Consider the following 12407-nt stretch of genomic DNA (forward strand, 5'->3'; position numbering starts at 1 on the left):
CTCTCGCGCGGCTGGGGCGGTGCTATCGCGCGGTCTCGACGACGTCGGTGCCCACGCTGAGATCGGCGAGCGATCGCGACGCGGGCCGGGGGAGCGGCTCGGACCACCCGAGGGCTCGGCTGGCTGCGCTGCGCCAGCCGAGCGCGACGGCGACGGCCCCGCAGCTCACGTTCACGACGTAGAGCATCGGGGCGAAGCCGGTCAGCCCGCCCGCGTCGAGAAGGGAGTAGCCCGCGGTCGTCGCCGCCCCGACGAGGGCGCCGAGGAGAGCGAAGAGCAGGAGGTGGATGCCGACACGGCGGACGCGGCGGAGCGCCCGGCCGAGTGTCCACGCGAGGACGGCGAACAGCACCGTCGCCGCGGATGCCGCGGGCACCACGATCGGAAGCGCGACGGCGATGCCGATACCGCCGGTGCACACCGTCCAGACGATGGTCGTCAGGCTCATCGCCCAGATCCACGCCGACACGGCTCCCCGGAAGAACTCGCGCCCGGTGAACGCCATCGGATCGGCATCCGAGCGCGGCGAGACGGTCGCGTTCACGTGCGCACGTCCCCGATGAGCGCGAGCAGCTCCGCGAGAGGCTTTCGCACGAGCGGCATCCGCGCGAGCGGGAGAGCGAGCTTCAGCAGCGCGAGCCCGCGATCGAGGAGGGCGCGTGTCCGCTGCTGGCCCGGCGTGCCGTCGTACACCCACGACAGCGCGAGGAGCAGATGCGCGAGGAAGAGAGCTCGGGGGAGTGCTCCCTCGAGGTCGGCCGGGAGGCTGTGCTTCGCACCGCTGACCGCTTCGCTGAAGAGAGACTCGGTGATCGAACGGGCTGCGGCGGAGTCGTCGGACAGCGGGTTGATGGTCGAGCGCGGGGCGAGGGCTGCGGAGACGAACTCGGCCGCGTGCGAGTGATAGGGCCCGAGCTGATCCAGACCGGTCGTGTAGACGATGCGCAGCCGGTCGATGAGGTCGGTCGCGTGTGAGAGCAGGGGAGTTGCGGCATCCCGATGCTGCTCCTGGACCGCGACGTAGAGTTCCTGGACGAGATCGGCCTTCGACGCGAAGTGATAGTTGGTCGTGCCCACCGAGACACCCGCCTCGGTCGCGATCAGGCGGATCGTCGTCGCGTCGTAGCCGCGGTCGCGGAACGAGCGCAGTGCGAGATCGCGCAGGAGGGCCCGCGTCCGCTCGCTCTTGGGTGTCATGCGCGGAGCTTCAGAACTGAACATGTTCAGAAGCTAGCACACGGTGCAGCTCAGACGCGGCGCAGTTCAGACACTGCGCAGCGCTGTCACGGCGCCCGCCCACACGGCCTCGTCGCCGTCGTCGCCGTCGATGACCCGCGCGGTGATCGCCTCGGACAGGAGATACCCGTCGGTGAGGGCGTCACCGGTGATGACGACGGAGAGCAGCTCGATCCCGCATGCCGCGCGCACCCGATCGGCACAGGCGGCGACGACGGATGCCGAGAGGTCGGCGTTCACGGGCAGCACGGCGCCGTGATCGGCGCGGACGAGGTCGCGCAGCGCCGCGCCGACGAGGTTGCCCGTGCGTTCCGTGACGTGCACGACCTCCAGTTCGAAGACCCGCAGGTCGGCGCCGGTGACGTACGGGCGCCAGTCGAACGAGGCGTGCACGAGGTGCTGCCGCCCGCCGCCGGCCGTCAGCTGGCGCGCGGGCAGGTCCGTCGAGCGGACGCGCGTGTCGACGCGGCGATACCACGCGAGCACCGGGAAGACGGCGTGCGTGCCCGGCCCGAGGACGACGACCTCGCCCGCGTCGTTTCCGCCGCGGGTGCGGCGCCGGATGATCGGTCGCCCGTTGCGGGTGCGGATCGCGGCTTCACCCTCGTCGATCGTCACGACGAGCAGCTTGAACAGGGCCGGCACGACAAGCAGGACGGTCAGCACCGCGCCGCCGGTCTTGATGAGCGCATTCATGCTGCTCGTGCCGAACATCGACGTGAAAGCCTCGATCACACCCTCAGGATGCCGTGTCGCGCAGCGTGGATCCGCCGATTCGCACGCCGCGCGGGGAGTGTTCCGCCGCGCGTCACCGATTGTTCGTCGTCGCGTGTCCGGGAGAGACGGAAGACGCGAACGGGATCGGATGCCGCGCGCTGCGGCATCCGATCCCGTCGCGATCGTGCGAATCCGGCGCGTGGGCGCTCAGCCGCCGATGCCGCGGGTCCTTAAATCCCCTTGATCACGGGGTGGTGGAACGTGTCGCCGAAGGCGCGCTCCGACGCCCCCTCGCGGTCGAGGTAGGGCGACGCACCGCCGTCGATGAACGGCCACCCGGCACCGAGGATGAGGCACAGGTCGATGTCCTCGACCTCGGGCACGACGCCCTCGTCGAGCATCAGCTTGATCTCGGTGGCGAGGCCGTCCTGCACACGCCGCAGGATCGTGTCGGCGGATGCAGGGGCGGACCCCGCGGCATCCTTCACGATCTTCTGCGCGGCCTTCGTGAAGCCGGTGACGCGGCCGCCCTTGTCCTTCTCGACGACCTCCGGGAGCTCTGCGAGACGGTGGAAGTTCTCGTTCGCGTAGAAGCGATCGGGGAACGCGTGCACCATCGTGTCCTGGACGTGCGCGGCCACCTTCCAGCCGACCAGGTCGATGAGCTGGAACGGGCCCATCGGCAGCCCGAGCGGAGCGAAGGCCTTCTCCACGTCAGCGACGGGGGTGCCTTCATAGACGGCACGGGCGGCTTCGCCCATGACCTTCGCGAGGAGGCGGTTGACCACGAACCCCGGCGCGTCGGCGGTGAGGACCGCGTTCTTGCCGAGCCCGCGGGCCACGACGAACGCCGTCGACAGCGCTGCCTCCGTCGTGACGGGCGTCTTGACGATCTCGATGAGCGGCATGACGGCGACCGGGTTGAAGAAGTGGAAGCCGACGAGGCGCTCGGGGTGGGCGAGCTTCGAGCCGATCTCCTCGACCGACAGCGACGAGGTATTCGTCGCGAGGATCGTGTCCTCGGCGACGATCTTCTCGATCTCGCCGAACACGGCCTGCTTGACGCCGACCTCTTCGAAGACCGCCTCGATGACGAAGTCGCAGTCGGCGTAGAGGGTCTTGTCGGTCGTTCCCGTGATCAGTGCGCGCAGCTCGTTCGCCGTGTCGCCGTCGAGGCGTCCCTTCTGCTCGAGCTTGCCGATCTCGTCGCGGATGTAGGCCACGCCCTTGTCGACACGAGCCTGGTCGAGGTCGGTGATGAGGACGGGAACCCGGAGCTTTCGCACGAACAGCAGCGCGAACTGGCTCGCCATGAGCCCCGCTCCGATGATGCCGACCTTCGTGACCTTCTTCGCGAGGGCCTTGTCGGGCGCTCCGACGGGGCGCTTGGCGCGCTTCTGCACGAGGTCGAACGCGTACATGGATGCCGCGAACTGGTCACCCGTGACGAGGTCGGCGAGCGCATCGTCCTCGCGCGCGAAGCCCTCCTCCTTCGTGCCGGAGCGTGCCTTGTCGAGGAGGTCGAGCGCGACGTACGGGGAGCGGGGCACGGTGCCGATCTTCGACTCGAGCATCCCACGCGCCATCTTGATCGCGACCGGCCACTTGACCGTCCGCTCGATCTTGCCGGGCTGGTTCTTCCGCTCGACCTTGATCCTGCCGGTCAGCACACCGTCGGCCCACGCGAGGGAGCTCTCGAGGAACGTCGCGGCGGGGAAGATCGCGTCCATGATGCCCAGGTCGAACGCCTGCTGCGGCTTCAGCATGCGGTTCTGCTTGAGCGGGTTCGAGATGACGACCTCGAGCGCATTCTCGATGCCGATGAGGTTCGGCAGCAGGTATGCGCCGCCCCAGCCGGGGATGATGCCGAGGAAGACCTCCGGCAGCGCGATCGCCGCTGCCGAGGCATCCACCGTGCGGTAGTCGGAGTTGAGGCCGATCTCGAGACCGCCGCCGAGAGCGAGGCCGTTCACGAAGGCGAACGTCGGCACGCCGATCTTCTCGAGCGTGCCGAACACCTTGTGGCCGAGCTGCGCGACGAGCTTCGCGTTCGCCTTCGAGCCGACCTTCGTGATGTCGGACAGGTCGGCACCGGCGGCGAGGATGTACTGCTTGCCGGTGATGCCGACGGCCTGGATCTCGCCGGCTGCAGCGCGAGCCTTGAGGGCGTCGAGCGTCTCGCCGAACGCCGTCATCGTGGCGGGGCCGAGCGTGTTCGGACGGGTGTGGTCGCGCCCGTTGTCGAGCGTGATGAGCGCCAGAACCTTGCCCGAGGGCAGCGTGATGTCGCGGACGCGGGAGTGGGTGATGACCTCGCCCTCGGTGAGCGCGGTGATGGGGGAGAAGTCGATCTCGTCGTAGTTCGTCATGACGCTCAGCGCTTCTTTCCGTTGTAGTGCGGGTTCTCCCAGATGACCGAGCCGCCCTGGCCGAGACCGACGCACATCGCCGTGAGGCCGTAGCGGACGTCCGGACGCTCGGCGAACTGCGCCGCGAGCTGGATCATGAGGCGGACACCGGATGCCGCCAGCGGGTGCCCGAGCGCGATCGCACCGCCCCACTGGTTGACGCGCGGGTCGTCGTCGGCGATGCCGAAGTGATCGAGGAGCGAAAGGACCTGCACCGCGAAGGCCTCGTTCAACTCGAACAGGCCGATGTCGCCGATGGTGAGGCCCGCCTTCTTGAGGGCCTTCTCGGTCGAGGGGATCGGCCCGATGCCCATGATCTCGGGCTGGACGCCCGCGAAGGCGAACGAGACCATGCGCATCTTCGGTGCGAGGCCGAGTTCCTTGACGGCGGCGCCGCCCGCGAGCAGCGACATCGTCGCGCCGTCGGTCAGGGGCGACGAGGTGCCCGCCGTCACGCGCCCGTGCGGGCGGAACGGGGTCTTCAGCGCGGCGAGGTCCTCCATCGTCGTCTGAGGGCGGCGGCCCTCGTCCTCCGTGGCGAGGCCCCAGGTGCCCTCGGCGTCCTTGATCGCGACCGAGACGAGGTCCGGCTGGAACCTTCCCGCCTCGTAGGCCGCCTCCGCCTTGTGCTGGCTGAGCATGCCGAACCGGTCGCTGCGCTCCTTCGTGAGCTGCGGGAAGCGATCGAAGATGCGCTCGGCCGTGACGCCCATGTTGAGGGCGCCCGGGTCGACCATCCGCTCCGCGACGAAGCGGGGGTTCGGGTCGGCGTTGCCGCCGATCGGGTAGTGGCCCATGTGCTCGACGCCGCCGGCGAGGGCGATGTCGTACATGCCGGAGCCGATCGATGCCCCCATCATGGCGACGCTCGTCATCGCGCCCGCGCACATGCGGTCGATCGCGAAGCCGGGAACCGTCTGCGGCAGCCCTGCGAGGATCGCGACCGAGCGGCCGAGCGTCAGGCCCTGTTCGCCCGTCTGACTCGTCGCTGCGATGGCGACGTCGTCGACGCGGTCGGCCGGGACGTTCGTGTTCCGCGCCATGAGCCCGATCGTCGCCTTGACGGCGAGGTCGTCCGCGCGGGTGTTCCAGTACATGCCCTTCTCGCCGGCGCGCCCGAACGGGGTGCGCATGCCGTCGACGAAGTAGACGTCCGAGATCTCGGCCACACTGCCTCCAAGGTAAGTGAGATTGAGTACAGCCTAACGTGACACTCAGTCTCGCGAAATCGCTTGGTTCGATTCTACGAGACGGCACCCGCGTCGTCGCCGGTCGGCTGAACGGACTCGACAAAGGCGACAGCGATCTCCGGTGCGGTCGCGGCGATCTGCCACGGTCGTGCGCCGTGCGCAGCGAGTACGGCGGCGATGGATGCCTCGTCGGTCGGGGCCGGCGGAGCCCAGGCGACGCGCCGCAGCGTCTCCGGCGTGAGCAGGTTCTCGACCGGCATGCCGAGATCGGCGGCCACCTGGTCGACGCGAGGCTTGGCGGCTTTCAACCGTGCGTCGGCCTCGGGGTTGCGGTCGACCCAGGCGCGCACCGGCGGCAGGCCTTCGCTCGGGAGACGCTCGGGGGGAAGGGCGGTGTCAGCGCGGCCGGACTCGATCGCGGCCCACCAGCGATCGAGCTGAGTGCGGCTCGCGCGGCCGGTGAACTCCCTCACCTGGGCCAGATCGTGCTTGCTCTTCGGATCGGCGAGGACGGCGGCGATGAGCGCCCGATCGGGAACGAGGCGCCCGGGAGCGGTGTCCTCCGCGCGGGCGAAGTCCTCGCGCGCCTGCCACAGCGACCGGGCCACGGCGAGTGCGCGGCGTCCGCGGACGGTGTGCAGGCCGCTGAGCCGTCGCCACGGCTCTTCGCGCGGCGGCTTGTCGGGCCGCGTGCGCACGGCCTCGAACTCCTGCGTCGCGATCTCGGTCTTGTGCTGCTCCTCGAGCTCTGCGCGGAGCACCTCGAACACGTCGACGAGATGCAGCACGTCGAGCACCGCATACTCGAGCCACGGCTGGGGGAGCGGGCGCGTCGACCAGTCCGCAGCAGAGTGCGCCTTGGCCAACGTGATGCCGAGGGCGTCTTCGACGACCGCGCCCAGCCCGACCCGCTCGTGCCCGAGCAGACGCGCCGCGAGCTCGGTGTCGAAGATCGACGGCGGATCGAGGTGCAGTTCGCGGAGCGAGGGGAGGTCCTGGCTGGCTGCGTGCAGGATCCACTCCTCGCCGCCGATCGCGTCCTGGAGAACGGTCATGTCGCCCAGGGCGGGCGGGTCGAAGAGGAACGCGCCCGCTTCTCGCCGGTACACCTGTACGAGATAGGCGCGCTGCGAATAGCGGAAGCCCGACGCCCGCTCGACGTCGACCGCGACGGGGCCGACGCCGGAGGCCAACGCGTGCGACGCTGACGCGAGCTCTCCAGGGTCGGTGATGACGTGGTACTCAGGCACGCGGCATCCTGTGCGATCCGAACACGGCAATCCCTTCCGACCCCGGCGGCAGTCCCGCCAGCATGCATACCAATTCTGCCCACGCGTCGATGTGGGCGGTGAGCTCTCCCGCCGGCGACCACGAGGCGCGCAACTCGATCTGCGCGCCGTCGCCCTCGTCGGCGAGGCTCCCGAACCCCTTCGACAGCGTCTTGGTGGCGGTTCCGGATGCCGAGTGGAACCCGGCGCCCCGCGCCTCGAGCGCGTCCATCATCCATGACCAGGCTACGTCGGCGAGGAGGGGGTCGGTGCCGATCTCGGGTTCGAGCGGAGCCTGTGCGAAGCAGACGATCCGCCACGGGCCGTTCCACGCGTCGGGTTCGGACGGATCGTGGAGCAGGACGAGCCGGCCCGTTCCGTAGGTGGAGTCGATCCCCTCCGTCTCCGGGCGGACGTCGCCCGCGATCGCGTACGCGTGCGGCGCGAGGCTCGCCGGCTCGGGGATCTCACGCACGGCGAAGTCGGCGCGGAACGACATCTCGCGCACGGCATCGACCACCGCACGGAACGCCTCGGGCGCTGACGTCGCGCGGGGTTCATCCACGCAGTCAGACTAGAATGCAGGGACGATGAAGGCATCCAGGCGCGCCGTCGCCCCCGGCGCACGAGCCGCCCGCGACGCACGAAGCGGCCGGCCGCCCGCGTTCCGCACGGCGCTCGGGGCGACCGCCGTCGGACTGGCGTCGGCTCTCGTCGCGGTGACCGCCGGGCTCGCCTTCGTCACGGTGCGCGTCGCGCGTCGGGTCGTGATGCCCGCTCGCCGCGCAGCCGACACGCGCATCCTCGATGTCGACGTCGCCGCGCAGACGATCACGCTGGGTCGCACACCGGACACTGCCCTGCCCGGGAGGTACGGCCTGTTCACGACCGGCGCGACCGACTACCTGAAGATCGGCTCGGTCCTCGCGAGCGATGCGGGCTCGGTCAAGCGGAAGCTCCTCACGGAGGTCGAGGGGGATATGCACCTCGCGCCGGAGGCCGCGTTCAGCGGCTGGTACTTCCACCGGCCGGACGAGCTGCACCTCCCATATACGCAGGAGTACGTCCCGTCGGCGCTCGGCCCGTGTCCCGCGTGGCTCTTCCCTGCCGGGCCGGACGGTGACGCCGGCGACCACTGGGTGATCCAGATCCACGGGCGCGGCACGACACGAGCGGAGTGCCTGCGCGCCGTCCCGGTGTTCCATGCGCTCGGCATCACCTCCCTCATCGTTTCCTATCGCAACGACGGCGATGCGCCGCGCACCCGATCCGGCACGTACGCGCTCGGCGCGACGGAGTGGCGCGACGTCGATGCGGCGATCACGTGGGCGCATCGACGGGGCGCGCGTCGCATCCTCCTCATGGGCTGGTCGATGGGCGGGGCGATCGCCCTCCAGGTCGCGCTCGGGTCTGCGCATCGCGAGGAGATCGTCGGCGTCGTCCTCGACTCGCCGGTCGTCGACTGGCGCACCGTGCTGAACTATCAGGGGCACGAGCTCGGCCTGCCCGCCCCCGTGACGGAGCTGGCGATCGGGACCCTCGGCACCGAGTGGGCCTCGCCGGCGACGGGAGCCGACGGCGCGATCCCCTTCGACCGGCTGGACATGGTGGCGCGGGCCGCGGAGCTGCGGCATCCCGTCCTCATCCTGCACAGCGACGACGACGGCTTCGTTCCCTCCAGCGCGTCGCACGCTCTCGCCGCGGCGCGTCCCGACCTCGTCGAGCTGCAGAGCTTCACGACCGCGCGGCACACGAAGCTGTGGAACTACGACCAGCAGCGCTGGACAGATGCGATCGAGGACTGGCTGCGCCGGCACGATCCGACCTTCGCCGAGGAGAACGCGCCGTGAGCTCGCCCGTGCACCTGATCGACCGTTCGCCGCAGGTCTCCGGCGCCGAGATGGTCGCCGCGCTCGTCCCTCCGCCGCAGTTCGACGACGCGACCTTCGAGACGTACCGTGCCGACCCCGACTACCCGTCGCAGCAGGAGACGAAGGACCTCCTGATCGCGTTCAGCCGCGGTGGCGCGCCCGCGGAGCGCGGCGGGCTCTTCCGCCGCCCCAAGAAGGCGCCCGAGATGAAGCCCGGCGTCTACCTCGACGGCGGGTTCGGTGTCGGCAAGACCCACCTCCTGGCATCCGTGTATCACGCCATGCCGGCCCGTCGGAAGTACTTCGGTTCGTTCATCGAGTACACCGCGCTCGTCGGCGCGCTCGGATATCAGAAGACGGTGGAGCTGTTCCGCGGTGCGGATCTCCTCTGCATCGACGAGTTCGAGCTCGACGATCCGGGCGACACGATGGTCATGACGCGTCTCCTGGGCGAGCTCGTCCCGACGGGCACGAAGCTCGCGGCGACGTCCAACACCCCCCCGAACGCGCTCGGCGAGGGTCGATTCGCCGCGCAGGACTTCCTGCGCGAGATCCATGCCATGGCGTCGAGCTTCGAGACGCTGCGCATCGACGGCACCGACTACCGGCAGCGCGCGATCGACGGGCATGCGATCGCGCTGGATGAGGCGACCTACGCGCGGGAGCTCGCGGATGCCGCGGCGCGCGGCACCGTCTCCGACGACGACTTCTCAGCGCTGATCCGACACCTGGCATCCGTGCACCCCTCGCGTTACATCCGCGTGATCGACGGGATCACGACGATCGGCCTGCGGGACGTCTCCCAGCTCGAGGACCAGTCCGCGGCGTTGCGGTTCGTGGCATTCGTGGATCGCGCGTACGACGCGCAGATCCCGGTGCGCGCGACCGGCCGCCCGCTCGACGAGGTGTTCGCGCCCGAGATGCTGGGCGGCGGGTACCGCAAGAAGTACCTGCGCGCGATCTCGCGCCTGAACGCGCTGACGCATTCCTGACGCCGCGCCGGGCTGCCCGCCGCGCACCCGCGAAACGTGATGTTCACACGCACGCAGGTCTCGTAACGCCTCGGAAACACGACCTGCACGCCGCAGGAAACGCCACGTGGTCACACTGGGACTCGCCTCGACCCGGCGTCCCGAAACGCTCAGGGAGGGGAATCGAGTAACACAACCCCGAGTGAGGATCTCATGGACAGCGGAAACCTCGCGTGGTCTGTCGCGGCGACAGCCCTCGTACTTTTTATGACGCCCGGCGTGGCGTTCTTCTACGGCGGGCTCGTCAAGGCCAAGAGCGTCGTCAGCATGATGATGCTGAGCTTCGGCGCGATGGGCCTGGTCGGCGTGCTCTGGATCCTCTATGGATTCAACATGTCCGCAATCAGCGACGGTCCGACCTGGCTCGCCGGCAACCCCTTCTCGGACTTCGGTCTGGGCAGTGCTGACAGCGACACGCTCGTGGGAGCCACCTTCGGGGCGACCTTCGCGATCATCACCGTCGCGCTCATCTCGGGTGCCATCGCCGACCGCGCGAAGTTCGGCTCCTGGATGATCTTCGCCGGCATCTGGGCGACGGTGGTCTACTTCCCGGTGGCCGCATGGGTCTGGGGCGGCGGCTGGATCATGGAGCTCGGCGCGACCTTCGGCTGGGATGTCTCGGTCATCGACTACGCCGGCGGCACCGCCGTCCACATCAACGCCGGTGCAGCAGCTCTGGCTCTCGCCCTCGTCCTCGGCAAGCGCGTCGGCTTCCAGAAGGGCATCCACAAGCCGCACAACGTGCCGCTCGTCATGCTCGGTGCGGCCATTCTGTGGTTCGGCTGGTTCGGGTTCAACGCCGGCGCCGAAGGCACCACCGGAGCGCTCGGCACGGACGGATCGGTGGTCGGCCTCATCATCGTCAACACGCTGGGGGCCACGGCGGCTGCCATCCTCGGCTGGGTGGTCGTCGAGAAGCTCAAGGACGGCAAGTCGACCTCGGTGGGCGCCGCCTCCGGCGCCGTCGCGGGTCTCGTCGCGATCACGCCCTCCTGCGCCAACCTCGCTCCGGGCTGGGCTCTGCTGCTCGGCCTGATCGCCGGCGCCGTCTGCGCCCTGGCGATCGAGCTCAAGTGGAAGCTCGGCTACGACGACTCGCTCGACGTCGTGGGTGTCCACCTCGTCGGCGGTCTGATCGGTACGCTCTACCTCGGCTTCTTCGCCACCGACACCGGCCTGTTCCTCGGTGGTGGCTTCGAGCAGCTCGTCGTCCAGTTCATCGCGGCGTTCGCCGTCCTGATCTTCTCCTTCGTCGTCGCCTACGTCCTGGGCCTCGCGATCGAGAAGACGATCGGGTTCCGCGTCAAGAACGAGGACGAGATCGCCGGCATCGACACCGTCGTGCACGGTGAAGAGGGCTACGCGCTCGTCGACTGACCCGTGAGCACCGGAGGGCGTCGGACTGCGGTCCGGCGCCCTCCGTCATGTTCGGTGGACCCCGAGGGTCGTTAGGGTGGGGGCATGGCAGGCAGATCGGACGGCTACCTCGCGGGGCTCCTGAAGGGCATCGTCAACGTCTTCACCGGGGGAGCGGCGGTCGTCGACGAGCAGCTCCAGCAGGCGAAGAGGCGAGAGGATGCCGCCTCGTCGACGGATTCCGCGGGCCAGCACGGGCGGACGGCGACGATCGAGATCGCGCCGCCGCGAGCCGACGGCCTGCGCATCACATACGCGCCCGAGCGAGACGGCGACCCCGACGCCGGCGAGGTCGTGTGGACCTGGGTGCCGTACGAGGAGAACGACGGGCGCGGCAAGGATCGGCCTGTTCTCGTCGTCGGCCGTCAGAGCGCCGACCGCGTCTTCGCAGTGCGGCTGACGAGCAAGGCGCACGACGGCAACCGCGATTATCTGCCGATCGGTTCGGGCGCGTGGGACTCGCAGGGGCGACCGTCCTGGGTGGACATCGAGCGGCTCTACTCCGTGCACCACGAGGGGATGCGTCGCGAGGCATCCGCCATCGATCTGAAGCGCTTCGCCGTCGTCGCCCAGGCACTGCAGCGCCGCTACGGCTGGCAGGTCGGCGAGTAGCGGCTCATGCCTCGGTGGTCGTCGCGTGCGGCTCTTTCGGTGTCAATCGCAACCTTGATCAGCGGACATCCGCTCAGCGACCCCGGACACCAGTGACTCGAGTTCCGCCTGATCGAGTTGGTTCGTGGAAGACATCGTGATGGTCTCCAGGAGGAGGTCGCCACAGGCGGCGACCATGTTCGACATGACCCAGCTTCCCGCGTCGTCAGTGCCCGCGGCCTGGTAGGCGAACGAGTCCTCGCCGATGGCCTCGATCATCGAGCCGTTCCTCCGCGGCAACTGGCCGAGTGCGCACGGTGCGACGGACCGGCGCACCGCGTCGACGCTCGGCGCCGCGGCGCCGTCGAATCGCTTGAGGACGACCGCTACGCTCTCCCCTTCACGGTCCAAGAACTGGGAGGCGTGCGCAACGATCGTGGTGTCGGGCCATGCGAACGGAGCTCCGGTGCAGTCGGAGGATTCTCCTCCGACGTCGCCGTGGTCCGCCGTCACCGTCCAACCTGGGGCCTCCGACACGGTCACCATCAGGCGGTCGAGCGCCGTGCCTGTGCTCTCATCGAGCGAGCGGTCCGAGAGCAGAGGCGTGCAGGCGGTCAATGAAACTGCCACGAGGAGGACCGTCAGCGCCGTCGGAAGAGAGGGGATGCGCACGGAGTCA

12 protein-coding genes are annotated in these 12407 nt (G+C 69.4%); 4 read left to right on the forward strand and 8 right to left on the reverse strand.

All coding sequences use genetic code 11. The features are described 5' to 3' along the window. Positions 1 to 22: 22 nt before the first annotated feature. The 7 genes from J0I43_RS07550 to J0I43_RS07580 all read right to left on the reverse strand — a co-directional run bounded on the left by J0I43_RS07550 (position 23) and on the right by J0I43_RS07580 (position 7384). The gene (locus tag J0I43_RS07550) at positions 23 to 544 is read right to left on the reverse strand and encodes a hypothetical protein (RefSeq protein ID WP_292861406.1); all 522 of its coding nucleotides are present in this window, start codon (positions 542 to 544) and stop codon (positions 23 to 25) included. Continuing rightward, on the reverse strand, positions 541 to 1197 hold the full coding sequence (locus tag J0I43_RS07555) for a TetR/AcrR family transcriptional regulator (protein WP_292861409.1): 657 nt from the start codon (positions 1195 to 1197) through the stop codon (positions 541 to 543). Before J0I43_RS07555 ends, J0I43_RS07550 begins: the two co-directional genes overlap by 4 nt. A 66-nt stretch (positions 1198 to 1263) precedes the next feature. Then, complete coding sequence (locus tag J0I43_RS07560; RefSeq protein WP_292861412.1) at positions 1264 to 1971, reverse strand: SPFH domain-containing protein; 708 nt, start codon at positions 1969 to 1971, stop codon at positions 1264 to 1266. 212 nt (positions 1972 to 2183) lie between these two features. Further along, entirely contained in the window at positions 2184 to 4322 is a 2139-nt protein-coding gene (locus J0I43_RS07565) for a 3-hydroxyacyl-CoA dehydrogenase NAD-binding domain-containing protein (RefSeq protein ID WP_292861415.1), read from the reverse strand. 5 nt (positions 4323 to 4327) lie between these two features. After that, entirely contained in the window at positions 4328 to 5530 is a 1203-nt protein-coding gene (locus J0I43_RS07570; protein WP_292861418.1) for a thiolase family protein, read from the reverse strand. A gap of 74 nt (positions 5531 to 5604) precedes the next feature. Then, entirely contained in the window at positions 5605 to 6801 is a 1197-nt protein-coding gene (locus J0I43_RS07575; protein WP_292861421.1) for an HRDC domain-containing protein, read from the reverse strand. Beyond that, positions 6794 to 7384 (reverse strand): DUF3000 domain-containing protein, encoded by a 591-nt coding sequence (locus tag J0I43_RS07580; RefSeq protein ID WP_292861424.1) that lies wholly within the window; start codon positions 7382 to 7384, stop codon positions 6794 to 6796. The genes J0I43_RS07575 and J0I43_RS07580 overlap by 8 nt, the downstream gene beginning before the upstream one ends. Before the next feature lie 25 nt (positions 7385 to 7409). On the opposite strand from J0I43_RS07580, the gene J0I43_RS07585 reads away from it, so the two are divergent. From J0I43_RS07585 to J0I43_RS07600, 4 genes are all read left to right on the forward strand, one after another. Then, complete coding sequence (locus J0I43_RS07585; protein ID WP_292861427.1) at positions 7410 to 8669, forward strand: alpha/beta fold hydrolase; 1260 nt, start codon at positions 7410 to 7412, stop codon at positions 8667 to 8669. A 50-nt stretch (positions 8670 to 8719) separates the two neighbouring features. After that, entirely contained in the window at positions 8720 to 9682 is a 963-nt protein-coding gene (gene zapE, locus J0I43_RS07590; protein WP_292861965.1) for a cell division protein ZapE, read from the forward strand. A 192-nt stretch (positions 9683 to 9874) separates the two neighbouring features. Further along, a complete protein-coding gene (locus J0I43_RS07595; RefSeq protein WP_292861430.1) occupies positions 9875 to 11098 on the forward strand; it encodes an ammonium transporter in 1224 nt (407 codons plus the stop codon). Positions 11099 to 11182: 84 nt separating this feature from the next. After that, a complete protein-coding gene (locus tag J0I43_RS07600) occupies positions 11183 to 11749 on the forward strand; it encodes a type II toxin-antitoxin system PemK/MazF family toxin (protein ID WP_292861432.1) in 567 nt (188 codons plus the stop codon). Between the two features lie 42 nt (positions 11750 to 11791). Here J0I43_RS07600 and J0I43_RS07605 read toward each other — a convergent pair whose 3' ends face one another. Beyond that, a complete protein-coding gene (locus J0I43_RS07605) occupies positions 11792 to 12400 on the reverse strand; it encodes a hypothetical protein (RefSeq protein ID WP_292861436.1) in 609 nt (202 codons plus the stop codon). Between the last annotated feature and the right edge of the window lie 7 nt (positions 12401 to 12407).

It is taken from the genome of Microbacterium sp. (genome assembly GCF_017305435.1).
Taxonomy (GTDB): Bacteria; Actinomycetota; Actinomycetes; order Actinomycetales; family Microbacteriaceae; genus Microbacterium.